The organism is Cohnella thermotolerans DSM 17683, assembly GCF_000429825.1.
In the GTDB taxonomy this organism is placed as follows: Bacteria; Bacillota; Bacilli; order Paenibacillales; family Paenibacillaceae; genus Cohnella; species Cohnella thermotolerans.
The window spans coordinates 550,365-575,081 of the sequence record NZ_AUCP01000001.1; the positions used below are offsets into that span (position 1 = coordinate 550,365).

Here is a 24,717-nt window from a genome sequence, read left to right on the forward strand (position 1 = left end):
CGCTTATCCTTCCTTTACGGCCGCCAGCCAGCGGTCCGGGTAATTGGTGCAAATTTGGAACGGCTCCGGCATGGCCGCCAGCCTCGCCAAGTCGCTCGGCTGATTGACGGTCCAGGCCATCACCTGAATGCCCGCTTCGGCGGTCTCCCGAAGCAAGGACGGACCGACTTGCTTATAATCGATCGATAAGAACGACGCCTGCAGCTTCTGCAGCTGCCGGACGACATCTTTGGGCTTGCGGTCGGTAATGAGGCCGGTTCTAATGCCAGGCGCATATTGCTTGGCCTGAGCGATCAATTGGGGATCGAAAGAAGTAATGACGACCTCCCTGTCCATGCGGTAAGCCCGGACGAGCTCGACCACCCGGCGCACGAGCAGCCGCGTGTCGGGCGTGCCTTCCTTCAGCTCGATATTCAGCCGGCTTCGGCCGACGATGAGCGCCAGCACTTGCTCCAACGTCGGAACCGGCTCGCCCGAGTAAATCGGGTGGAACCATCCGCCCGCATCCAGCTGCGCCAGCTCGCATGCCAATTTGTCCCTTACTTTGCCTTTGCCGTTCGTCGTCCGGTTCAGCGTTGCGTCGTGGATGACGACCGGCACCTCGTCCTTGCTCAAATGCACATCAAGCTCGATCCAGTGAACGCATGGCTCGGACAGCGCCAGCCGGAACGCCGCCAGCGTGTTCTCCGGAGCGCCGCCCGACCATCCGCGATGCGCGACGCAGGGATGCAGCCGCATCCGATCCGTTCCAATCATCATGGAGTCTCCTTCCCGCTGACGGAGGATGACGGGACGATGTTGCCCAGCTCGTCGATCTTGGCTCCGAACGATCGCTCGGAGAGCTGCGACAGCAGCAACGCGCCGTCCGTCGGTTCCATCGGAGCCGGCTGTGAATTCGTCGAGTACATCGGCTCGAACGACAAGGCGCACGATCCGTTCTTCCCGCAGGAGGCCGTCAATACGCCCGTTTGTCGGGTAATGGAGTTGGTCGACGTCGTAAAAATAAAATTGCCCAGGCTGTACGCAATCCATTTGTTTTTGTAATATTCGAAGCCTTGCAGCACATGCGGATGGGAACCTACGACCAGATCGGCGCCGGCATCGATGAACGTATGCCCGACGCTCGTCTGAACCGGAATCGGATTCTGGCTTCGCTCCTTGCCCCAATGCACCATGACGACCACGATGTCCGCCAGTTGCTTGGCTTCCTTGATCGCGGCGACGGCCCGGGTCGTATCGTACGTCTCCGCGACGCCGGGATGGTTCTTGTCGGCCTTCCACGACGCCTCCGGTACGACGTTCGTGACGCCGATGTAGGCGACGCGTATTCCCTTGCTCTCGATGTACACCGGCGTGAACGCCTCCTTGTCGTCGGCGCCGGAGCCCATATGCTTGAGTCCCGCGTCGTCCAGGTAGTCCATCGTGTCGCTGAGCCCTTCCCAGCCTTGATCCAATGTATGATTGTTGGCCAGCGACAATACGTCGAAGCCCGCATTTTTAATGCCGGCCAAATATTCCGGCTTGCCGCGGAACACGTAGGTCTTGTTCTCGGCGGGCGTGCCCCGGTTCGTAATGGGCGTCTCCAGGTTGCCCGCCGTAATGTCCGCGGACTTGAGCGACTGCACCGATCCGGCAAAAGGATAATCGACGCCGTTCTTCTCGATCAGCTCTCCTACGCGAGCGGCCGGCAAAATGTCGCCCACGAAGGCGAGCTTCACCTTGCCGCCGCTATCCTGCGCCTCGTCGTCTCCGCCTCCGCCCGCCGGTGTCGGCCCGCCCCCCGCGGCCGGTTCGCCGGAGGCGGCGGGCTCGTCCGCGGGGGACGGCACGTCGGAGGCCGACGGCTCGGCCGAAGCGGACGCATCGGCCGAAGGGGACGGTTCGTCGGAAGGGGCAGCTTCTTCCCCCGATTGCGCCGAATCGGAAGGCGGCTCTCCCGGCGATGAATCCGCGCCGGTTGCGGGCGATGCCGATGCGCTGCCGGTTGGAAGCGCGTTCGCCAGCTTGCCGTCGTCCTTGTTGTTCCATTGGTAAACGAGCAGCCCTCCCGCCGCCACGACGGCAAGAAGCAGAGCCAAATTGACGTAGACCAGCTTGCGGAAGCGTCTCTTTCTCGTTTTCTGATGCGTGCGGGTACGGGAGTAGGGCATGTTTGCGATTCCTCCATAACCATTTCCTGCCCGTAATTATACCACACCCTCGCGCCTATGGGCTTCCATCCCGCCCGTTTTTGCGGCAACGCGGCGCGTCGTTAAATAACGGCCATTCGGACCGCTATCCCCGGCAACAGCTCCTCCTTGGAATGGATGTCGGATCGTACGCGTTATTTGTTCGTTTTCCGATCGCTGATATAATGTAAAAGACTTCATCCAGAAAGGAAGCGGAGCGATGCGCGCAAAGTCCAAAGCCTTTCCTTTTGTCTTAACGTTTACCGTCCTGAACCTGTTATCGCCCGAAAGCCGGGTTTGGTACAAGAAAAAGAGAACCCTTCTTCGTCTCGGGCTCGTGCTCGCTTGGCTTGCCGGCACGGTTGCCGTTTGGGCCGAATATTCCTCGGAAGAACGCAGCGTCTTATGGATGGCCATAACCGGAAACTGCGGAGCTCTGCTCATTTTAAGCTACATTATCGTTTACATCATGCGCAGAGCTCGGGAGACGAACGGCGGCAAGGAAAAATTTCTTTATTTTATTCAGTTCGTTCTGTCCGTCATTGCGTTATACCCGCTGTTTATGCTGGGCAACGCCGCTGCGGATATCGTTCAGGGCCCTGTCTTCGTCGAAGCGAAGGTTGTGGATGTATGGGATCCCAGACGGGGCGGGGATCAGGTCAAAACGGCCGGCGGCGCGCAATACGAAATCGCCGTGCAAGAAGTAAAACTTGAGCCGGGACGCAACTACCGCTTAAAGGTGCTGAAGCATTCGAGGCTCATCCTGAGCGCGGCCGAAGTTCGGTAATTCCGCAGCCGCCGCACCGTTCCGGCACACGGGCCATTTAACGGACACCACGGACGTCCGTTAGCGGTTTTGAACAAGCGGCTGCTCGGCGATAACCGCTCTGTCCGCCGTTACGGAATGTCTTCCTTTCACGGCGTAGTACAGGAAGGCAGCGGCATAAATCGCCGCGACGACCGCCCACAGCGGAACATTCACGCCGAGCACGGGCATCGTCTTTACGAGCATGCTGTAGCGGACCACGCAGAACAGGAACAGCAGGCCAAGCGCCAGGGCAACGGCCGGAACGACCGGGAACGCGACCCGGAACGGGCGTTCGAGCTTCGGTTCCTTGAAGCGCAGAATGAACAGGGAAATCATGCTCAGGCAGTACATGAGCACCGCCCCAAATACGGCAAGCTCGATAAGCGCGCTGGCAAAAGCGGCGGAACCGGCGCAGACGACGCCGATCGCTCCGGGAATGATCAACCCCCACACCGGGACGCCGCGGCGGTTCAGCCTGGACAGAAACTTCGGCAAGTACCCTGCGCGGGAGAGCGCGTAGGTTTGGCGGGAATAGCCGATGATGATGCCGTGCAGGCTGGCGATCAAGCCGACGAGGCCGATGACGGTCACCGCAACGACCGTCCAGTTGCCCTCGTCGTATACGTTGCTGAGAGCTTGCGGCAGCGGATAATCCGCCGGCGCGCCTTCGCCGCCGCCGAGCCCCGCGGTGACGAGCAGCGTCAGCACGGTAGCGGCCGCAAGAGTCACAATGCCGGAAATAAAGCCGCGCGGAATGTCGCGCTTCGGATTTTCCACCTCCTCGGCCGCCATCGCTCCGCCTTCGATCGCGAGGAAAAACCAGATCGCGAACGGAACGGCCGCGAGCACCCCGCCCATAGTCGTCGGAGACGCCTCTGCGGGAACGAGACGGTCGAGGCTCACATGGGGCAGACCTGCCGTATAGAACAGCGCCAGACCGACGAGGGCGATGACGGTGGCGACCAGTTCGATCAGCGCAGCCCCTTTCATGCCGACCATGTTGATGACAATGAACAGGACGAAAACGCCGGTCGTCACCCAGACCGGACTGACGGCCGGAACGAGGAAGTGAACGTAGGCTCCGGTCGAAACCGCAATCGCCGGCGGCGCGAACACGAACTCCAGCAGACAGGCGATTCCGGCCGCATAGCCGCCGAACGGCCCCATGGCTCTGGCCGCGTAGGCAGACGGGCCTCCCGCGTTCGGAATGGACGTGGACAGTTCGGCATAGCTGAAGATGAAACAAGCGAAAAAGACGGTCACCAGCAGCGAGGCGATCGTCATGCCGATGACGCCTCCTTCGGAAAATCCGTAGTTCCAGCCGAAATATTGCCCGGAAATGACCATGCCGACCGCGATCGACCACAGATGGATCGGCTTCAACGTTTTGCGCAATGTTTGATTTTCCATGACAAGCTCCGCTCCTTTTTGATCTAAAAATCGTCCTGCTCAAACCTCCAGCCTTACTCCGCTTACCTTCTGTTCGATCATTTTGCGCAGCAGCGCGCCGATATGCGCTCCGGCTTCCGTCGGCGGCGTTCCGCCCGCATGAATGTTGGAGACGACCATCCGGTCGGAGTCCTTCCGTCCCGGTCCGGGGCGGTAGCACATATACGCGCTCATGGACGAGGCGGTCGCCAGGCCCGGGCGCTCCCCGATCAGCAGCACGAGCGTTTCCGGCTCCAACAGCCGGCCGATGTCGTCCATAACGCCCACTCTTCCGCCCTTGACGAAAAAGGGCGTCCCTTCCGTCAGCCCGTTGGCGGCCAGGGAGTCGCGCAGCGCGGGCAAAACGTCCGCCAGGTTGTCGTCGATCGCTTTGGCGCTTAGGCCGTCGGATACGACGATCTGCACTTGCGGCCGGCGCATACAGCGCCGGACGATGTCCCGCGCGCCTTCTTCCGACAGGACGCGCCCGCTGTCGGGACGCTTAAGGTAAAACTCCTTGTCGCGGTACTGCGTCTCCACCGTAAACAGTCCGAACTCGGCCAGCGTCTCTTCCCGCACCTCCCCGTAGACGGCGTCCACCGCCGCCGCATGATCGAGGCGAAATTTCAGCATTTCTGTCGTCAGCGGCCGCGTTCCGGTCCGCCCGACATCGAGCCTGGCCGGCGTAAATTTCATCCACTCCCGGAACCGGTCGGCTCCCCGGTTCGTTCCGCTCGTTTCCATATTCCTCTCCCCTTTCCGTTACGGCCGGTTCAGAACAGAAATCTTCTGGCGTCTCCCGCCGCCGCCGTCAGCCGGCCTTCCGCCAGAATGCCCGACTTCTCGAGCCATCGCTCGAAAGCCGGCGCCGGCCGCTTGCCGAGCGTTTCGCGGATGGCGGCGATATCGTGGTAGCTCATCGATTGATAATTCAACATGCAGTCGTCCGCCATCGGCACGCCGATCATAAAGTTGACGCCGGCCGTCGCCAGCAAAATGCCGAGCAGCTCCATATCGTTCTGGTCGGCTTTCATATGGTTCGTATAGCAAATGTCGACCCCCATCGGCAGCCCGTGCATCTTGCCCATGAAATGGTCCTCCAGTCCGGCGCGGATGACCTGCTTGCTGTCGTACAAATACTCCGGTCCGATGAACCCGACGACCGTGTTCACGATGAACGGGTTGAACCTGCGGGCGAGTCCGTAGCAGCGCGCCTCAAGCGTAACCTGATCGATGCCGAAATGAGCGTCCGAGGACAGCTCCGAGCCTTGCCCCGTTTCGAAATACCAGCGGTTCGGCCCGTCGGCCGTTCCCATTTCCCGGATCAGGGCATCCGCCTCCTTCAGCAGCGCCACATCGACGCCGAACCCCCGGTTGCCTTCCTCCGTACCGGCGAGGCTTTGGAACAGCATATCCGCAGGGGCGCCTTCCTTTATCGCGCGCATCTGGGTGGTGACGTGGGCGAGTACGCAGTTTTGCGTCGGAATGTCCCAATGGGCTATGACCTCTTGCGTCGCATGCAGCAGCGCCTTTATCGCTTCGGTCGTATCGCTGACCGGATTGATGCCGATGACGGCATCTCCGATCCCGTAGGCGAGCGCTTCGAACAGCGAGGCTTTCATGCCGACGACATGGTCGGTCGGATGGTTCGGCTGCGCCCGCGAGGCCAGCGTGCCCCGGTAGCCGATCGACGCGCGGCAAGTCGTGATCACCTCGATTTTCGCGGCGGCCTGGATAAGATCGAGATTGGACATCAGCTTGCATAGCGCCGCGATCATCTCGCTCGTCATCCCCCTCCCCAGCCTTAGCAGCTCGTTGCCGTCCGTCTCCGTGCGCAGAACGTATTCCCGCAGCTCGGCAACCGACCACCCCTTGATGGAAGCATAAACTTCCTCGTCCACCCCTTCCTCGATCACCCGCGACACTTCGTCCTTCTCGGGCGGGAGCGGAGCGAAGTTGCGAATATCGGACAGCAAGCAGTCGGCCAGCAGCGACTTGGCCGCGATCCGCTCCGTCATATCCGCGGCGGCGATGCCGGCAAGGCCGTCGCCCGACCGCTCCTCGTTCGCCTTGGCGAGCAAATCCTTCAAATCGCGAAACCGGTACTCTTTGCCCCGAAGCGTCGTATGAAGCTTCATTTTCGATTCCTCCTCTTCATGCGTTCTGCCGTCTTTATCCGTTTTTCGGCCGCCTTCATGCCGTTCTTCCCCTCGCCTCATTCGCCGAACACCAGGCTTTTGACGACAACCGGCACCACCTCTTCCTTGATCGGCTCGCCGACGTCGATATAATCGCCTTCCCGCGGCGACAATTGATCGAGGCAGACCAGCCGGTTGCGCTGTCGTTCCCCGAGCTTGCCGAGCAGCGCATAGCCCAGCGACTTGGCCATGTCGCTCTCGCAGACGAGCAGCGGCGTTGTCGCGCGGAGCGCCTCCGAGCCGTATGCCGCTGCCAAGGCGTCCGCCAGCCGCTGCAGCCGGCGGTACGAGCAATAGCCGGCGACGCGCAGGGAAAGCGCAAACGGCGGATCGCCGCCGGCCCCGGCGTAAGCGGCGATGCCTTCGCGGACGGCGGCGGCGGCGGCTTCCCGGAGCAGCCGCGCGTCCTCCGCGGCATCGCCCGCCTCCGGCGGCGCTTCGCAGACGACGACGGGAACGTCGCGGAGCGGCAGCACCCCCGGACTGCAATACATCGTGGCGCCGCCGATTTCCGTCGTCTGCGTGCCCGCCCCGATGACCGTCGCCCGCGCCGCGGCCGGCGAGGGCCGAACCGTGATCGGGCAAGCGTCCGCAGCCTTCGCCAGCTCCGCCGCCAGCAGCGGGCCGATATCCCCGTGCCGGGCCGTGTCCCCGACCGTTTCCGGCGGAGACTTCTCCATCAGGGCGCCGACCCCGCCGGACACCCAAATTTCGTCCGGCGCCGGCAGGGCGTTCGCCGGCACGCCGACAAACAGCGGCCTGGCGGCGAGCAGCGCCGCCGGTTCCCCGCTCACGCACCGGAGCAGAATATCCGCCATCGCCCGGCATAATTGCCGCAGCGTGTCGAAGGTCGTGCGCGTTCCCTCCTCCGGCAGGCGGACGCCACCGCCCGACTCGGCCGCCCACCTGCGGAGAGCTGCGGCGGCATACAGCACCCGTCCGCGTTCGTCAAGCCGGACCAGCCGTCCGCCGATATGCAACGTGACGGTGGCGATCAGGGCGCCGCGGCGAAAATACGCGGTATTGGCCGTCCCCCCGCCGATATCGACGTTGGCGACGACGCCGTCCGTCTCCAGCGAACGGCGAAAGGCGCCGGAGCCCTTGCCGGCCAGCATCGATTCCAGATCCGCGCCGGCGGTCGCCACCACGAATTGCCCGGCATGCCGGGCCAGCGCGCGTGTCAGCTCCTCGGCGTTGCGCTTGGTGGCCGTCTCGCCCGTTACGATGACCGCTCCCGTACGGACGTCTTCCGGCCGCAGCCCCGCTCTTGCGTACTCCGCTTCGAGCAGCGCGACGACCGAAGCGACGTCGATTCGATCCTCGCCGAGAAGCGGAGTCGGATAGACCGGACTGGCATATTCGATCTTCCTCTCGGTAATCTCGTATCTCGGCAAGGCAAAGCCGCCCGATGTTCGCGTCAGCCTTAATCTGGACAGCAGCCATTTGGTCGTGCTGGTACCCAGATCGATGCCGACACTGTTCATCCATTCGTCCATCCTTTCCGCTCCTTTCATCCGAGCCAAAGAACGCAAAAAGACGCGATGAACTGACAGCCCGCAGCTTTCGCGCATTCAGCGCGGTGCTTCGGCTTCTGTCCGATCAAAGCGTCTTTGCTTTGGCACTGCTATTCACTTGATAATCGGCGGCATCGGCTAACCGCCGATTTCCCGAATGACGGCTTCCGCCGTCTTGAGCAACGTTCTCCGCTCCTGCATGCTCCGGCTTCGGAGCGCGGCGTAAGCTTCTTCCTCACTCACGGAGTAGCGGTTCATAAGCAGCACCTTCGCCTTGTCGACGACTCTCCGCTCCTCCATCTTGCTCTTCAGCTTGCGCACATCCTCTTCCAGCGCGCGAAGTTTGCGCCTCTGCTCCAGTCCGATCTCCACGGTCATCAGCAAGCCGCCCTCGGTAAAAGGCTTCATCACATAACCGGAAGCCCCGGCTGCCGTCGCGCTTTCGCTCCATTCCCGGCGGTAATGGGACGTAAGCAGAATGATGACGGGATCGTACCATTTGCGCAATTGACGCGCCGCCTTGAGGCCGTCGAGCTTCGGCATGTGAACGTCCAGGATGACCAGCTCGGGCCGATGCTCATATGCAAGCCTCACAGCCGCTTCGCCGTTGCCCGCTTCGAGCTTCGCCTCGTACCCGGCCTTCAGCAATATCTCCTTGACATCCAAGCGGGTGATCGGCTCGTCGTCGGCAATCATGACCGTAACGCTCATGATCCGTCCCGCCGATCCAGGGGGAACGCGACCCGCATCCGCAGCAGGCCCGGCCGGATGTCGTGGCGGAAGCGGCCGCCGAGCGTGTCCTCGGCGAGCATCACGATCAGCGTCAGCCCGAGCGCTTCCCGGTCCGCAGTCCCGGCTCCGCCGAACTCGCCGCCGGCTGTCCGACCGGCAGGACGGGGATTGCCGGCCGCTGCGGTTAAAGCTTTCTCCGCCCGCTCAAGCGCGGCAGCCGTCCTCTCCTCCCAGATCAGTTCGGCTTCTCCGCCGGCTTCCCGCAGCGTAACCGAAACGGCCCCGTTGCCGTCCCGATTCGCCCCGTGCTTGACGGCGTTCTGGAGAAGCTCGTTTAAGATCAGGGCAAGCGGAGCGAACTGTTCCGCGCTCATCTTGACCGGATTCGTATGCATGCTGAGAGCGAACGGCCGCTCCGGTCCGGCCAGGGAAGCCGTCACCTCGTCCGCCAGCTCCTTCAGCAATCCGCCGGCTTCGACCGTTCCCGAGTCTTCCCGCGACAAGAAGCGGTGAATCCGGGCCACGCCTTCCACCCTGTGCAAGCTTTCCTCGAAGATCGCGGCGACCGACGGGTCTCGCTGCCTGCGCTGCTGAAGCCTCAAGAGACTGACGATCGTCTGCATCTGATTTTCGACGCGATGCCGGATCTCCCGCAGAATGACGGACTTGGCGCGAAGCTCCCGTTCCTTGTCCTTCATTTCCGTCCGGTCCCGAAGCAGCACGACTTTGCCGGCCAACCGGCCCTGGCGCTCGAGCGGCACAAGCCTTCGGGTGTAAATCCGGCCGCCGATCCGCAATTCGTCCTCCGGCGTGCCGGCGTTGGCCACCACCGCACCGCCGCTGTTCAGAAGCTCCCGGCCCCGCTTGTTGGCGTAACGGACCTCGCCGACGTTGTCCACGAGCACGATCGCTTCTTCGAACAGATCCGGAATGCCGCTGCGGGTCAGCGATTCCTCGAGCATCACTTCGACGAGATAAGCGTTGGACTGCTCCAACGACTCGATGCAGCGCTCCCGCTCCAACTCGTCCGTAATGTCCTGCTCGTGAATGAACACAGCGATGGTGCCGCCGGCAGCGCCCCGGATCGGAACGACCCGCTGACGGATGGGGACGTCCTCCTGCGACAAGCCCCGGGCGTCCGTCACCGGCCTTCCGGTCCGAAATGCCTCGAACACTCCGGGCTCTTTGCCCGGCAGGGCAAGCTCGCCGACAACATCCCTCCTGTACAGCGACGGAGTCCAGGAAGACTTGCCGTGAGCGACCACAATGGCCACGTCCCCGTCCTTGCCGAGACAGTCGATGAACACGTCCCCTTGCGATAAGTCCGCCATGACATTCAATTGCGAGGCGAGATCGGCTACAACCGCAATATCGTCCTGCGACAAATTCGTGAACCGCTCGCAAAGCGTCCACACGACAGACTGATTCGCGTTCATACAGCTCCGCCCTTGGTTTATGTTAGGATTTATGACTTGTAAAATTAATTGTTTTAAATTATAAGACGAGACCTTTAAATATGTCAATATAATTAACACAAACAATCCGTTTAGCAAACGCTGGAGAATAGAGCATGACCGAGAAAAGCGTCTTCGGCGTCTCTGGAGGGCGAAGAAACTTTACGGAGACGATTCGGACCGGAATAAACGCGAAACTTATAAAAAAACCGCCTGGGATTCGTTCCCTGACGGTTTTCTATCCATGCTCGCCTAGCGGACCGGTCTTATCGGCCGTCCGGACCGTACGAGATGAGCGTCAAGCCGCCGTCCACGCCGATGACCTGACCGGTGATGAAGCTGGCCGCGTCGCTGGCCAAGAACAGCGCCAGCCCCGCAACGTCCTCGGGCTGGGTCAGCCGCTTGATCGGCGTGCGGGAGATGACGTTCGCCTTGAACGTCTCGAATTCGTCCTTCGCGTAGAAGCGGACCGAATCCGTCTCGACAACGCCGGGGGAAATCGTATTGCACGTAATGCCATTAGGGCCGAACTCCGCCGCCATATAGCGCGTCAGCGATTCGAGCGCCGCTTTGGCGGACCCGATATTGGCGTACCGGGGAAGCGTGAAGCGGCTGCCCAGGCTGGATACGGTAATAATGCGCCCGTTCCTGCCTTCCATGAGCGGCACCGCACGTTGAACGGCGTGCAGCACGCTGTTGATGACGACTTCGTACGTCCGGCCGATATGGTGAGCCTTCGTCTCCATAATCGGCTTGAACGCCGTCGCGGCCGCATTGGCCATGAACACGTCCAGCGCACCCCATTCCTTCTCGACCGTGTCGAACATCACGTCGATCTCTTCCGGGGATTCCAGTTCGGCCCGGCAGACGAGCGCCTGAACGCCCAGCTTGCGCACTTCCTCGGCCGTCTCGAACGCGGCGCTCTCGTCCCGGCGGTAATGAATGACGACGTCCGCGCCTTCCCTCGCGAACGCCAAAGCCGTGGCGCGGCCGATGCCGCGCGAGCTGCCGGTGATCAGTACTTTTTTATCTTTGAACGATTGAGACAAATTAGATCATCCTTTCGCCAGTCATGCAATTGTCAAATTCGGGCGGCAACCTCGTGCGCTTGGCGAATCGCCCTCGCGGCGTTCAATTCCGCCGCTTCGCTCGCGCCGCCGACCGTATCGAAGCGGATGCGCTCCCTCAGCGCATCCGCCAAGTCCGTTCTCGATCGCTGTCCCGTGCAGAGCACGACCTGGTCGGCTTCCAGCAGCCGCTTGTCCGCATCGCTCTCCACCCAGACGCCTTCGGCGGTGATCGCCTGAACGCGATAGCCTTTCAGAATTTGAACCCCTCGGCGCTTCAGCTCGCCCAGCAGCACCCACCGCGAAGTGGGGCCGACGCCCTTGGCGACCCGCTCCGAACGGGAGACGAGCGTAATCCGAACGGCAGACGGCCGCTCGGCCGGGCTTCCCCGTTCTTCGAAGAACTCCCGCACGTCGGGCCGGAGCTTCAGCGATTCGGCGATATAATGGGCCACGTCGCAGCCGATGCCGCCGCCGCCGACGATGACGATATTCGTTCCGAACGGACGGGCGCCGGATAAAAGATCGGCATAAGTGCACACATGCGGCAAATCGGCGCCTTCGAGCGCATCGGCGACATAAGGCTGCACGCCGGTCGCCATCACGACCCGGTCGAACTTCCGCAGCTCGTCCTCGCCGGGCGAGGCGTTCAACCGGACGGTCACGCCGAGCCGCTGCAGCGATACCTGAAAATATCGGATCGTCTCGCTGAACACTTCCTTGCCGGGAATGCGCGAGGCGAGCCCGAACTGCCCGCCCAGCCGCCCCTCGGCTTCGAACAGCGTCACGCGGTGGCCGCGCTCCGCCGCCGTCTTGGCCGCCTGGAGCCCGGCGACGCCGCCGCCCACGACGGCGACGTCGAGCGGCTCGTCCGCCGGCCGGACGGGCTGCGATTCGTTGCCCGCGCGCGGATTGACCAGGCAGCCAACGGGCTTCGGAGGATGGCCCATCGAATGGTCCAGGCAGACTTGATTGCATGAGACGCACACGTTCAAGCCTTCCCGGTCGCCTTCGGCAATCTTGTTCGCGAACGAAGGATCGGCGAGCCACGGCCTGGCCGGGGCTATAAAGTCCATATCCCCCCGGGCGAGCAGCCGCTCTGCAACCTCGGGCGTATGGATTCGGTTCGCGCCGATGATGGGGATGGAGACGACTTCTCTGACCGCCGCGGCGATATGGGCGAACGCGCCCGACGGCACGATCGCGCCTACGGTCGGAATGGACGACTCGTGCCACCCGATCCCGACGTTCAGCGCGTCGACGCCGCTTCGCTCCAGCCTGTGAGCCAGCTCCAGCGTCTCTTCCCGGGTCGTGCTCCCTTCCATGCAATCGTCTCCGGACATCCGGAACACGATGGGAAAATCGGCTCCGACCCGTTCGCGGATGCATGCGACGACCTCCAGCGGCAGCCTCATCCGCGCCTTAGGATCGCCGCCGTATTCGTCGGTGCGCCGGTTCGTCAGCGGCGAGACGAATTCGTTCAGCAAGTAGCCCTCGGAGCCCATAATCTCGATGGCGTCAAAGCCCGCGGAGGCGGCGAACGCCGCTCCGTCCGCGAACGCCTCCTTCACCCGGGCGATGTCGGCGAGCGACATCTCCTCCGGCGTCTCCTTCGTCAGCCTGGAAGCGATCGGACTCGGCGCCAGCGGCGCGAGCCCCGTCTCCTTGCTGCTGGCATACCGCCCCCGGTGGGTCAGTTGAAGCGCCAGCCTGCCTCCGGCGCTGCGAACGGCGCCGGCCAGCTCCGCAAGCTGCTCGCGGTGGTCCGGTTCGGTCAGGCAAAACATGCCGTGGCCTCCCCCTTCGGGAAGAACGGCGACGTTGCCGGTAACGATCAGCGCCGCCCCCCCGCGCACCCGCTCTTCGTAGAACGCCTTAAGCTGCGGGAGCGACTCGCGCCGGCCTTCGATGCCCAGATGCATCGCGCCCATCAGAATGCGGTGCTTGAGCTCGAGCGTTCCGATTCGCCCCGGGCGAAGCAATAAACGGTGCCGCATCCTCCGTCACTCTCCCGCCAATATGTGCTTGGCGATCACCGCTTTTTGAATTTCGGCCGTGCCTTCCTCGAATTTTTGCGCGCGGGCGTCGCGGTAGATCCGTTCGATCTCATAGCCTTTGAAATAGCCGATGCCGCCCCAAATTTGCTGCGCTTTATCCGTTACCCGCTGCAGCATCTCGAGAGCGTACAGCTTCGCCATCGAAGCCGGCGGAGGCGTCAGAGCGCCTTCGTCCTTCAGGCGTCCGGCGTACAAGACAAGCTGGCGGGCCGCTTCGATGTCGGTCGCCATCTCGGCGATCCACGTTTGCACCACTTGGCGCTGGCTCAGCGGTTTGCCGAACGTCACCCGCTCGCGGGACCGCTCGACGGCCAGATCGAACGCGCGCTGCGCCAGGCCGACGCACGTCATGCCGACGCATACCCGGCTCGGATCGAGAAATCCGTTCAGCGCTCCGGCCAGACCTTGTCCCACTTCGCCGAGCAGATGGTCCGCCGGCACTCGGGCGTCCTTCAGCACGATATGGGCGTGTCCCGTCCCCGTCAGCCCGAGCGTCGGCGGCATGACGTTGATCTGCACGCCTTCGGCCTTGCGCGGAACGAGCAGCGCAAGCGTGCCTTCGTAGCCCTTCGTGCCTTCCATCCGCGCATACAGCATCAAATAATCCGCGGTATCGCCGAACGTGATAAGCCACTTCTCCCCGTTCAGGACGAATTCGTCGCCTTCCTTGCGCGCGGACGTCTTAATGTCGGCTCCCGATCCGGCGTCCGGTTCCGTTAGCGCGAAAGCGGCCGTAATCTCGCCGCGGACGATCGGCTTCACGAACCGTTCTCTCTGCTCTTCGTTGGCCAGGAAATCGATCGGCCGCCAGATGCCGTTCATGACGTGCACGATCATCCGAATCGAGCCGTGCGATTGGGAGAACAATTCGAGCAGCTGCAAATATTGAGTGAAGCTCAGGCCGTAACCGCCGTATTCCGTCGGCGCGGCAAGGCGAAGATAGCCGCGTTCCCGCAGCTCCTGCCACACGTCCGGACCGCACTCGCCCGTCTCTTCGATGCGCTCGGACCATTCTCTCAACCGGCCGTTCACGTAGGCGGTCACTTCATCTTTCAATTTCCGAAAGTCTGTGTCGTTCATCCCGGAATCTCCCTCTCGCATGAATTGAACGAAGCTTGTCCGCTACCCTTACCGGGATTCGGACTTGAGCTTGTCCGCAATCATTTGCCGCAGCACGTATTTCTGGATTTTGCCCGTCGTCGTGCGCGGCATTTCCCCGATAATCTCCAGCCGTTCCGGCCAATAAATTTTCGTCACGCCTTGCGCCTTCAAATAGTCGGTCACGTCCTCCAGACGAAGCGAATCGCCTTCGTTGATCAACGTGACATAGGCGCATATGCGCTCGTTCAAGCGCGGATCGGGCATGCCGACGACGGCAACGTCCTTGATCGGCTCGAACTGGTAAAGAAGGTTCTCGATCTCGGCTACCGGAATTTTCACTCCGCCGCGGTTGATGACGTCCTTGATCCGACCCGTGAGCCGCACGTTGCCCTGCTCGTCGATGACCGCCAGATCGCCGGTATTGAAGAAGCCGTCGGCATCGACCGCCGCCTCGTACCATTCCGGATGGTCCAAGTAAGCCGTGAACATCGCGGGCGTCTTCACTTTGAAGATGCCTTCCTGTCCGGGCGGCAGCGTCCGGCCGTCTTCGTCCGTCACCTTCATCTCGCGTCCCGCGATCACTTGTCCGTCGGAATTCCAGGAGGCGTCCGTATAATTCCGCACGGACCCGACGCTGATCATGCACGTCTCGGTCGAGCCCCAGCCCCCCGCGACTTTGCAGGACAGCCTCTCCTTCGCTTCCTGCGCCAGCTTGCGCGGCACCGGAGCGCCCGTCGCGATGAAAATGCGAAGCCCCTTGACCGGCTTCTCCTCGCGGGTCAAATCCGCCAGGAACGGCATCGCCGCCTGCACGAACGTCGCGCCGTGCTCCTCGATGGCGACGCGCGCCGTCTTGACGTCCCAATGCGCCTGGCAAACTTGCTTCGCTCCGAGATAGAGGGCAAGCGACATGCCGTAGAGAAATCCGGTCTGGTGCGCCATCGGCGACGGAATCCAGATCGTGTCTTCGTTCGTCAGGCCGAGCCCGTGGGCATGCGCGGAACAGCCGTGCGCCAGCGTGCCGTGCGTGTGGACGACCCCTTTGGGCTCGCCCGTCGTGCCCGAGGTGAACAGAAGCTGGGCCGGAGCGTCCGCATCCGGGCGCCGCTTCCGAATGGCGTCGAGATCCGGCTCTTCGGCGGCCAATCCGCCCAGGCAGCCCTTCAAGTCTCTAGGATCTCTCGATTCGATCTGGATGAGCGTCCGCAGTCCGGGCAATTCGGAACGAACGCTCTCGATCAAAGGCCGGTAGCGGAAATTGCGGTATTCGGTCGGAATGATGAGCAGCTTGCTTCGGGACCTGTTCATAATGAACGGAATTTCTCTCTCTCTTAAAGCGGGGAGCATCGGACAGGCCACGGCGCCGATCTTCCAGATGGCCAGCGTCAGCGCGACGAACTCCCAGCCGTTCGGCAGCAGGTAGGCGACGTTCTCTCCCTTTTCCACGCCCAGATCGATGAGCCCTTGCGCCGCCCGGTTCGCCAGCTCGTTCAGCTCGCCGAACGTAAGCGCGTAAGAGGCTGTCTCGCTAAGATCGACGACCGCGAGGCTGTTCGGATTCGCTTGATCGAACCGGCTCAAAAACAACAAGTCGTTGATCGTGCTGTTCGCCGTATTTATGGACATAGAGTCGTCTCCTCTTTCAATAAGTCTCCGCCAATTGCGTCGTTTCTTGTCCGATCCGGACGCCAAGCTGCGCCAAATGGTCGAAATATTCAGGATACGAGATTTGATAAGCGTTCGGGAACGTCAGCTCGCTCGCCTTGTCGGCCGCCTTTAAGGCGGCAAGCGTAAACGCCATTTGAACGCGGTGGTCGTTATACGTGGATATGGAAGCGCCGTTCAGTCTCTCGACGCCTTGGAAGAACAAATCGTCTCCGATCTCTTGAATTCGGGCTCCCATTTTGTTCAACTGAAGCATAGCTTTGACACGGTTGGACTCTTTCATACGACCGGGCCCGATATTTCGAAGAACCGTCGTCCCTTGAGAGAGCGCCGCCAGAACGGACAATGCGGGGATCAGGTCCGGAATATGCCGCATGTCGATCTCCTGTCCGCCTATCGGGCGGAAGCTGTTCGAGTGGCGGATGCGGACGCCGTCCGTCCGTTCGTCGTATTCGAGTTTGACTCCGAAGTCTTCTATTATATCCAAAATTCTGTTCTCCGGGTGCGTGCCGAGCCCGCTGATGCCTTGCAGCACGATATCGCAAGGATACAAGGCCGCGAGGACGAGAAGGAACGCCGCCGAAGACAAATCCGGTTCGATGCTGATTTCCGCGGGAACGTACTTCTGGCCGGCAGGCACGCGCCAGACGGTGCCGCTCGGGTCCTCTTCGATATGGATGCCGAATTTACGCTGCATGTCGATCGTCAAACGGACATATGTAAGTTCGTTATGCGGCGGCAGCGCTTCGATGATCGTATCGGATTCCGCGAAAGGCGCGAGAATGAGCAAGCCCGAAATCCATTGGCTCAGCGTGCCCGGAATTTGAACGCGGCCGCCTTTGGGCCGGCCGGGCCGAATCGTGACAGGCATCTTGTAATCGTTCGCCTGCCAGCCGACCCCCATCGTGCCCAGCGCTTCGAGCAGCGGGCCGATCGGCCTCTCCCGCAGCGCCTTGTGGCCGTTGTAGGTCGGGGCCAACCCTTGCGACAGGCTGCCCAGTCCGAGCATGAACTGCAGCGTCGAGCCGGAGCTTCCGACGCGAATGCGGCCGTTCCTCGGCCGGTAGCTGCCTCCGCGAACCGTGTAACCGTCCGGCGTCGGCTTGACGGAGATGCCGAAGTCCTTGAGCGAATTCAGCGTATCCCGGATGTGCAAGGCGCCCGATTTGCCGTGAATGACCGTCTCTCCTTCGGCGAGCGATCCGAAAATCAAAGCCCGATGGAGATGGTACTTGGAGGGCGGAATTCGAACCGATCCGCTTAACGACCCGCGATAAGGATAAACCGATAATTTCGCCAACTGCCCCACTCCGCTTCTATTTCATTTTCGTATCCAATATTCAAGTCTAGTCGACTGGAGTTCTATAAATATATCTATAGGGCTGCCGGTTGATTCATGATAAGTTTGTATATTTTAGAACGCGACAGGATGAAAAAAATACCCGGCATGCCGTCTTCCGGGTATTGGCATGCGGGGGCGAATGGTTGTGCGACAAAGCCCTAAACACGCAAAGCTGCACCGCTTCTATTGAAATGTTGAGGAAAATCGCATACCACCACCTTCACAATGGCGCCCATTCCATGATAAATCAGATAAATTTGTCCATCAACTTACCATTTTGTAAGTAACCCGATCCGCATACCATCCGGTTACCGATAAGATTCCTATGAGTAAGGGAACGGGTGCGCAGGGTGTCCGAAGGCGTGAAACGACAAAGAAGCAGCCCGAATCTCGATGGATGTCTGGCTGCTCTCGTGGAAAGAGTATAGCATCGATTGCGAAAAGATTAAATAAGACACTTAGGCTAACTCTTCTCTCGCTTAAGCTCCGATCGTCACCGGCAGGCGGCCCTTGGCCGGCAAACGGCCGGACAGGACGCCGGCCAGCGCGTTCATCATCGCCGGCTTGTTCTCGTAAGCGCACAGATAGACCGGTACGCCGGGCGCCGCCAGCAAATCGTACGGCGTCCGGGTGGCGGCGAGGACGAACCGCTTGCCTTCGAGCCGCGATAGCCGCTCGATCAGATCGGCCTGGCGCTTCGAGAAGCCGGCGTCGTACGAAGCGAACACGATCTTCTCCTTCAGTCCCAACTGCCGCCATGCTTGCCGTTCTGTCGTCATCATCCATTCTCCTTATCGGTCCATCCGGACAAGATCGGTTCCTCCGGCCGCTGATGCGCCTTCTCCCGGTATTCGGAAGGGAGCATGCCGGTATGCTTGCTGAATACGCGGGTGAAGTAGCGGCGTTCCGCGTACCCGACCATCTGGCCGACGACGGTTACGCTTTTGTCGCTGAGGGCGAGCAGCGATTTGGCCATCTCCATCCGCTGCTTCGTGACGTACTCGACGAACGTCTCGCCGAAATGCTGCTTGAACAGCAGACTGAAATAGCTGCCGCTGATGCCGAGGTAATCGGCCAGCATGTCGATGCTCAAATCCGAGGACAGGTTGCGCTCGATATAATCTTTGGCCGAGAGCATGAGCACGTCGCTCGTCTTCTTCTTCATGACGCTGTCGATCGATTGGTCCACGAGCCGGTTGATGAGCGCCAGCGTCTCCCGGATGCCCGGACTCCGGTCGATCTGGCTCCAGTAGCGCATCTCGTCTTCGCGCCCGATGACGTCCATCGCTCTCATCTCGCGCAGCAAGTGGAGGCAGACGTAGTGCAGAATCGGCTCGATCCGCTCGAAGGACGTCTCCGGAAGCCGGCGGAAGCTGTCGTTCAGCTCCTTGAGCGCCGACTCGATCTTCCTCCGGTCGCACCGCTTGAGGCCGGTCACCATCTCCTCGATCCGGTCCCACAGCCGCTGCGTCTCGTCCGGATGGCCCTTGGGCCGGTCGGGAACGAGCAGGCCGCCGTCCAGCCTTTCGCCCAGATGCAGCGAACGCTGCAGATGCTTGTAGGTTTTCGCGAGGCGCTCCATTGTGACCGGCGCCGGATGAAGGGCGACCCGGATGTTCATCTTGAGAAAGCTTCCGACCGCCTGCCGAAGCTTGGCCGCCCAGGAGAGGCATTGCTCCAGGTCGAACGTCTCGGGCGGAATCCGCTCGATGAGCACGCACCATTCGCCGCTGCGCACCTGCAGAACGGAATGGGGAACCTCGAACGCCTGCAAATTTTCCAGCAGCACGTTATGAATGGCGAAGTTCCAGAGCTTGCGCTCCTTCTCGTCCCACAGGCATTCCTTCCGGGAATACTCCTCGACGTCGGCCAGCAGCATGGCGAAGGCCAAATTGTCGCCCGACATTTCGTGCAGCTTGAGAAAAGGCCTCGAGCTCCCTCCGCCGACGTCGATCAGCAGGTCGTACAGCACCTTCTCGTAAGCGAGACGGAACACCTGGCGCCATTCCTTCTGGATCGACTGCCGCTCGGCCTGGCGCTCGCGGATGCCTTCCGCCAGCCGGCCGATCGTTCCGGCCAGCTCCTCGTAATCGATCGGCTTCAGAATATAGTCCCGCACCTCGTAGCGGATGACGGAGCGCACATAGCTGAAATCCTGGTAGCCGGTCATCATGATGACTTCCGCCTCGGTGTCGAATTCCCTTAACGCGCCCAGAAATTCGATGCCGTCCATGACCGGCATCCGGATGTCGCACAGAATGAGATCGGGCTTCATCTCCTTCGCCAGCTCCAGCGCGATCTCGCCGTTCTTGGCCGTTCCGGCGACCTCTATGCCGAGCTCTTCCCAAGGCACGACGGCTTGAAGGTTTTTCAGAATGTTGATCTCGTCATCGACGAGCAGAGCCTTCAGCTTCACGGTTCTCCCTCCCTGCCCCCTTCGGTATGAGACACTTGATGACGGTCCCCTGGCCGGGAGCGCTGCACAGCAGCAAGCCGTAGCCCGGCCCGTAATGGATGCGCAGGCGATCCGCCACGTTCCCTACGCCCAGCCCCCGGCGTTCCCCGGTCTCCGGAGATTCCTCGTACAACTCCTGCAACGTCGTGAACCCGCTCGTCGCGAACCGGCCCAGCGTCTCCTGCGGAATGCCGATGCCGTTGTCCTCCACGTAGAAGGCGAGGTTGTCGCCTTCTTCTCTGGCGCTGATCCGGATTTTCCCCAAATAACCGATCCCTTCGAAGCCGTGCTGGATGCTGTTCTCGACAAGCGGCTGCAGCGTCAGCTTTAAAATTTCGTAGCCGTGCAGCGATTCGGGAACGTCGATCTCGTACTCGAACAATTCCTCGAAGCGGAATTTCTGAATTTCCAGATAACTGCGCAGATGCTCCAGCTCCTGATCTACCCGGATCACTTCCTTCTGCTGGATGCTGATGCGGAAAATGTTCGCGAGCCGCTGCACCATTTTGCTCACTTTGCGCCCTTCGTTCTGAACGGCCAGAATGTTGATCGACTCCAGCGCGTTGAACAGGAAATGCGGCTTGATCTGCGCCTGCAGCAGCATCATCTCGGCTTTGCGCTTGCGCCTCTGCTCCTGCGTGACATCCTCCAGCAGCTCGGACACCCGCTCGACGAGACTGTTGAAGCCTTTCGCCAAAATGACGGTCTCGTCGTTGCCGACGATCGGCACCCGCGTCGTCAAATCTCCGCGTTCAACCCGCCTCATTGCGCCGACGACCCGCACGATGAAGCGGATCGTCCGCCGTACGAACATCAGGTTGAACAGCAGCGCGCAGGCGAGCGAAGCGGCCGTAATGCCCAGCACCCAACCGAGCAAGGCGGTCTGGTCCCCGGACAGGTACTTCCAGTCCGTCACGGTCACGAGCGTCCAGTCGCCGACCCCCAGCCGCTTGATGTCGCCGAGATTGTGAACGGATACGAGACTTTGCCGCCCGAGGAACTTCATCTTGGCGCTCTGGAAGTTTTGCGTCAGATCGAGCTTGCCGCTCGGGTCCGCGTTCAGGTAGAAATTCCGCCCTTCCAGGGAAGCTCCGCTGTCGTACACGACCGTTCCGCCTCTTCCGACGATCAGATAGCGCCGGTTCCCGTTCGCGCCGGTATTGTAAAAATCGAACGTGCGGTCCAATTCGTTCATCTGGAACCGGATGACCAGGATGCCCTTGCTGGTCAGCGTGTCGATATCCAGCAGCACCCGGATTTGGGTGAACAGATTGTTCTCGCCCGTCAGCTCCTTGTCCTCGTTCGGTCCGATCCACACCGGCGCGCCGTTCTTCTCCAGCACTTCCCTGTAGATCGGATTGCGCTGCAGAACGGCGAACGGAAAAGGATCGTCCTCGATGAACTTCACATTGACCACCCGGCCGTCGTTGCGGTACAGCGTCACGGACTTGATGCCGGGATACGTCAGCAGCACCCGCTGGCTCAGCTTCTCGTTCTCCAGCATCTCTTCGATGAACGGATCGTCCCCCGCGGGCGGAGCCGGCCCCCCTTGCCGGAACGAGTGGTCGACGCTCTCGACGCTGTCCTTGGTCGTCACCCAGAAGTCGGAGAAATAGTTGGCTTCGCGGATCATGTTGTTGATGTTGCGGCCGATCGCGTTCATGGCCAGTTCCATCTGCTCCGTATATTTCTCCTGGGTAATATGTTGGAAGACGAGATAGGATACGGTTCCGAGCACGAACAAAGGCAGGATGATGAAAATAAAAAAAGCCGTAAATACCCGTCTTCCCAGGCTCATCGGATTGCGTCCGTCCTTTCTTCTGTCCGCTCAACATGATTATACAGGAAGAACGCTCAAGATATCTTTCATTATAGAAGGAGTTTGCGGGAAGGAAGAAGGCCGAAATCGCCTAATCGGGGGATAAAAATGGCCACAGCGCGCTTTCCGCGGAGCGCCTCCCGACGTTTAAACGAACCGGTTAACGGAGAGGACTAGAAAAAAAGAACGGCCGCCGGGACCGGAAGGGGAGACTTTCGTGAAATTGGATTTTTTATGGGAAGCGCCGGCCGTCTTGACCGCCGGATTTTTCCTGCTTCGGATTATCGGTAAAAAAGCGGTCGGGCAGCTGACGGGGATCGAAGTCGTCACGCTGCTGGCGACCGCCTCCATGATCGGCCACGCCGTCGCCGGCGGCGGACTGTGGGAGACCGTGAGCGTGCTGTGCCTGTTCGCCGCGCTTCTCATAACCGTTCAATTCCTTGCCTTGAAATTCGACACGGTCGAACGCTGGATGATGGGCCGGGCGTGCGTCGTCGTGCAGGACGGCCAGATCATCCCCGGAAATTTAAAAAAAATGCGCATGACCGTCGATCAGCTGGAAGCGAAATTAAGGGAGAAAGGCATCTCCTCGTTCGCCGATCTGAAGACGGCGACGATCGAAATGAGCGGCGAGCTCGGCTACGAGCTGACCCGGGAGGCGAAGCCGGTGACTCTGCGCGAGCTGGAAAGCCTTCTTGCCGGGTTGACGAAACGGCAGGCCGAAGCGGCGTCCGGCGGGGCGCAAAGCAGCCTGTTTGAAGAAGTGGCCAATCGGGGGCACAAGCAAAACATTCCTACGAAGTTGAACTGATCTCTCCGACGATCAGACCGAGCGGCAAAGCGAGCGCGGCGATGGCGGTCGCGATCAGGAACACGTCGTTTACGCTGCTCGTATACGCTTGAAGCGCGACGGCTTGCGGCTTCCCGCCCGCCGCGGCCAGCTCGGCCGCATGCTTCGCAGCGCCCGAGATGAGCAGCGAAGTGAACAACGCGATGGCGAAGGAGCCGCCGACGTTGCGCACCCCGTTCGTCACCGAAGAAGCGTGGCCGCTCAGCGCCGGCGGAATCTACTCCATGCTGGCGGTGCTGGCCGCCGCCGCGAACGACACGCCGATGTAGTTCTAATGAACTCCAGCCACGCTAATGACGAAAAAATCGCGGGAATGCCGCCCATTGCCTAGAATAGCGACGCTGGAGTTCGTTAAAATTGCAAAACCCGTGATTCTGACCAAATAGAGTTTACTGGGTTCGTTAGGCACCGGTCCCATAGCGCCGGACGCGATTTGCAACGACCAATTTGATGTAATTCGAATAACTTGTGACGGATTGCCTCGCCTAATCGAAAGAGACTTTCCACGGCAAGCAGCCTATCGCTGTTGCCCGCGGAAAGTCTCTTTTCGCTTCTGTCCGTGCGGCCTCCGCCGCCCCTCCGGGTTACCGTGCCATTATTTCCCCGGCAATGTCCCGGGCCATCGCGACGCAATCCGGCAGTCCGACTCCGTCGAACGCCGCGCCGGTCGCGTACACGCCGGGAAGCCGCTCCTCGAGCCGGCGCTTGAACGCCGCCAACCGCTCGACATGGCCGACCGGATATTGCGGCATCGAACGGCGCAGCCGCGTAATCTCGACGAACTCCGGCTCGGCGGTCAGTCCCATCAGGTCGCGCAGGTCGCGGCGGACGGCGGCCGTCAGCTCCTCGTCGGGCAACTCGACGGCGGATGCGTCGTCCGCATGCCCGACGTAGCAGCGGACGAGCCGCTTGCCTGCCGGAGCCGTATGCCCCCACTTCGACGACGTCCACGTGCTGGCGGTAATCGTCCGGCCTTCGCTGTGCGGCACGAGGAAGCCGGAGCCGTCCAGCTTGTGGTCGAACCCTCGCGCGTCGTAGGCAAGCACGACGTTCGCGACGGACGCGTGCTCGATATTCAGCGCCTCGACGTCGACGAACGGAGCAAGCAATTCGCCCGTCGCGTAGGCGGGCAGCGCCAGCAGCACGGCGTCCGCCTCCGCGGCCGAACCGTCCGCCAGCTCCAGCCGATACGCCGGAGCGCCCCCGGCCGATTGCCGGAGCGCCGTCACTTCGGCGCCGAGGCGAATGTCCGCGCCATCGGCGCGAAGGCGCTCCTCGAGCGTCTCGATGAGCGTGGACAGCCCGTTCCGAAACGTCAGGAACGCGGTCGGCGGAATGCGCGCTCCCCCGACGGCGGCGGAACGCGCTTCGGCCGCTTTCGCTCCCGCAACCGGGGCCAGCTTGCGCGCCTCTATCATGCCGCGAATGACGCTGCCGTATTTGCGCTCCATCTCGGCGAACTGCGGGAACGTCGCCCGAAGGCCGAGCCTGTACAGATTGCCGGCGTGAATGCCGGCCAGCAGCGGCTCCGCGATCCGCTCGACCATCTCGCGGCCGAGCCGGCGCTCGAGGAACGCGCCGACGGTCTCGTCGGCGTCGTCCGTCTTCGGCGGCAGCCGGAGCTCGTCGAGCGCTCTTAGCTTGCCGAGCGGGGATACGACGCTGTTCCTCGCGAACGCCCCCAGATCGTTCGGAATGCCGAGATTAAGCCCTTTGGGCATCGGCTGCAGCCGGCCGTTCATCGCCAAATACGTCTTCACCGCCTGCGGATTCGTCCCGACCAGTTCGCCCAGCAAGCCGAGCTCCCGGGCCAAATGCAGCATCGGCAGCTTCCGGCCGAGGAACGAATCCGGCCCCCGCTCGATGACGAATCCCCTCTTGCGCAGCGTGTTCACTTTGCCGCCGAGCCGGCCCGACTTTTCCAGTACCGTAACCTGTATGTCCCGGCCCTGCTCCGACGCCTGCCGCTTCAAATAAAAAGCGGCGCTCAGGCCGGTAATGCCGCCGCCGAGTATCGCCACCCGTCTGACATCCCGTCTCATAACGCCACTCTCCTCCG

20 protein-coding genes are annotated in these 24,717 nt (G+C 61.5%); 2 read left to right on the top strand and 18 right to left on the bottom strand.

Going from position 1 to position 24,717, the window contains the following annotated elements:
* Positions 1 to 3 precede the first annotated feature (3 nt).
* Both G485_RS0102630 and G485_RS0102635 read right to left on the bottom strand, forming a co-directional pair.
* Positions 4 to 756 (bottom strand): glycerophosphodiester phosphodiesterase, encoded by a 753-nt coding sequence (locus tag G485_RS0102630; RefSeq protein WP_051317960.1) that lies wholly within the window; start codon positions 754 to 756, stop codon positions 4 to 6.
* On the bottom strand, positions 756 to 2,150 hold the full coding sequence (locus G485_RS0102635; protein WP_027091253.1) for a CapA family protein: 1,395 nt from the start codon (positions 2,148 to 2,150) through the stop codon (positions 756 to 758). Before G485_RS0102635 ends, G485_RS0102630 begins: the two co-directional genes overlap by 1 nt.
* Positions 2,151 to 2,388: 238 nt before the next feature.
* Here G485_RS0102635 and G485_RS0102640 point away from each other — a divergent pair, with 238 nt between their 5' ends.
* On the top strand, positions 2,389 to 2,955 hold the full coding sequence (locus tag G485_RS0102640) for a hypothetical protein (RefSeq protein WP_027091254.1): 567 nt from the start codon (positions 2,389 to 2,391) through the stop codon (positions 2,953 to 2,955).
* A gap of 60 nt (positions 2,956 to 3,015) precedes the next feature.
* Here the strand turns inward: G485_RS0102640 and eat are convergent, their stop codons facing one another.
* From eat to G485_RS0102710, 14 genes are all read right to left on the bottom strand, one after another.
* Positions 3,016 to 4,386: an ethanolamine permease gene (eat, locus tag G485_RS0102645; RefSeq protein ID WP_027091255.1), complete on the bottom strand. Its 1,371-nt coding sequence runs from the start codon at positions 4,384 to 4,386 to the stop codon at positions 3,016 to 3,018.
* 39 nt (positions 4,387 to 4,425) lie between these two features.
* On the bottom strand, positions 4,426 to 5,148 hold the full coding sequence (gene eutC, locus G485_RS0102650) for an ethanolamine ammonia-lyase subunit EutC (protein WP_027091256.1): 723 nt from the start codon (positions 5,146 to 5,148) through the stop codon (positions 4,426 to 4,428).
* A 29-nt stretch (positions 5,149 to 5,177) separates the two neighbouring features.
* On the bottom strand, positions 5,178 to 6,542 hold the full coding sequence (locus tag G485_RS0102655; RefSeq protein WP_027091257.1) for an ethanolamine ammonia-lyase subunit EutB: 1,365 nt from the start codon (positions 6,540 to 6,542) through the stop codon (positions 5,178 to 5,180).
* 77 nt (positions 6,543 to 6,619) lie between these two features.
* On the bottom strand, positions 6,620 to 8,098 hold the full coding sequence (locus tag G485_RS0102660; protein ID WP_027091258.1) for an ethanolamine ammonia-lyase reactivating factor EutA: 1,479 nt from the start codon (positions 8,096 to 8,098) through the stop codon (positions 6,620 to 6,622).
* 156 nt (positions 8,099 to 8,254) lie between these two features.
* Positions 8,255 to 8,827 carry an ANTAR domain-containing response regulator gene (locus G485_RS0102665; RefSeq protein WP_027091259.1) on the bottom strand — a complete coding sequence of 191 codons (573 nt, stop codon included), beginning with the start codon at positions 8,825 to 8,827 and terminating at the stop codon, positions 8,255 to 8,257.
* The gene (locus G485_RS0102670) at positions 8,824 to 10,284 is read right to left on the bottom strand and encodes a sensor histidine kinase (protein WP_027091260.1); all 1,461 of its coding nucleotides are present in this window, start codon (positions 10,282 to 10,284) and stop codon (positions 8,824 to 8,826) included. Before G485_RS0102670 ends, G485_RS0102665 begins: the two co-directional genes overlap by 4 nt.
* Before the next feature lie 284 nt (positions 10,285 to 10,568).
* The gene (locus G485_RS0102675; RefSeq protein ID WP_027091261.1) at positions 10,569 to 11,351 is read right to left on the bottom strand and encodes an SDR family oxidoreductase; all 783 of its coding nucleotides are present in this window, start codon (positions 11,349 to 11,351) and stop codon (positions 10,569 to 10,571) included.
* Positions 11,352 to 11,383: 32 nt separating this feature from the next.
* Positions 11,384 to 13,366 carry an FAD-dependent oxidoreductase gene (locus G485_RS0102680; RefSeq protein WP_027091262.1) on the bottom strand — a complete coding sequence of 661 codons (1,983 nt, stop codon included), beginning with the start codon at positions 13,364 to 13,366 and terminating at the stop codon, positions 11,384 to 11,386.
* A 6-nt stretch (positions 13,367 to 13,372) separates the two neighbouring features.
* Positions 13,373 to 14,506, bottom strand: a complete 1,134-nt coding sequence (locus tag G485_RS0102685) for an acyl-CoA dehydrogenase family protein (RefSeq protein ID WP_027091263.1) — start codon at positions 14,504 to 14,506, stop codon at positions 13,373 to 13,375.
* Positions 14,507 to 14,554: 48 nt separating this feature from the next.
* Entirely contained in the window at positions 14,555 to 16,153 is a 1,599-nt protein-coding gene (locus tag G485_RS0102690; protein WP_240489040.1) for an AMP-binding protein, read from the bottom strand.
* 16 nt (positions 16,154 to 16,169) lie between these two features.
* Complete coding sequence (aroA, locus tag G485_RS0102695) at positions 16,170 to 17,492, bottom strand: 3-phosphoshikimate 1-carboxyvinyltransferase (protein WP_027091265.1); 1,323 nt, start codon at positions 17,490 to 17,492, stop codon at positions 16,170 to 16,172.
* Between the two features lie 521 nt (positions 17,493 to 18,013).
* Positions 18,014 to 18,313 carry a glycoside hydrolase family 3 protein gene (locus G485_RS0102700; protein WP_027091266.1) on the bottom strand — a complete coding sequence of 100 codons (300 nt, stop codon included), beginning with the start codon at positions 18,311 to 18,313 and terminating at the stop codon, positions 18,014 to 18,016.
* On the bottom strand, positions 18,313 to 19,950 hold the full coding sequence (locus G485_RS24855; RefSeq protein ID WP_051317961.1) for a response regulator: 1,638 nt from the start codon (positions 19,948 to 19,950) through the stop codon (positions 18,313 to 18,315). The genes G485_RS0102700 and G485_RS24855 overlap by 1 nt, the downstream gene beginning before the upstream one ends.
* On the bottom strand, positions 19,922 to 21,787 hold the full coding sequence (locus tag G485_RS0102710; RefSeq protein ID WP_027091267.1) for a cache domain-containing sensor histidine kinase: 1,866 nt from the start codon (positions 21,785 to 21,787) through the stop codon (positions 19,922 to 19,924). Before G485_RS0102710 ends, G485_RS24855 begins: the two co-directional genes overlap by 29 nt.
* A gap of 238 nt (positions 21,788 to 22,025) precedes the next feature.
* Here G485_RS0102710 and G485_RS0102715 point away from each other — a divergent pair, with 238 nt between their 5' ends.
* The gene (locus tag G485_RS0102715) at positions 22,026 to 22,619 is read left to right on the top strand and encodes a DUF421 domain-containing protein (protein WP_027091268.1); all 594 of its coding nucleotides are present in this window, start codon (positions 22,026 to 22,028) and stop codon (positions 22,617 to 22,619) included.
* On the opposite strand, the gene G485_RS0102720 is transcribed toward G485_RS0102715, so the two are convergent.
* Complete coding sequence (locus tag G485_RS0102720; RefSeq protein ID WP_027091269.1) at positions 22,603 to 22,830, bottom strand: hypothetical protein; 228 nt, start codon at positions 22,828 to 22,830, stop codon at positions 22,603 to 22,605. The two genes, G485_RS0102715 and G485_RS0102720, sit on opposite strands and share 17 nt — an antisense overlap.
* 412 nt (positions 22,831 to 23,242) lie before the next feature.
* A complete protein-coding gene (gene hemG / locus G485_RS0102730) occupies positions 23,243 to 24,700 on the bottom strand; it encodes a protoporphyrinogen oxidase (RefSeq protein ID WP_027091270.1) in 1,458 nt (485 codons plus the stop codon).
* Positions 24,701 to 24,717: the final 17 nt, after the last annotated feature.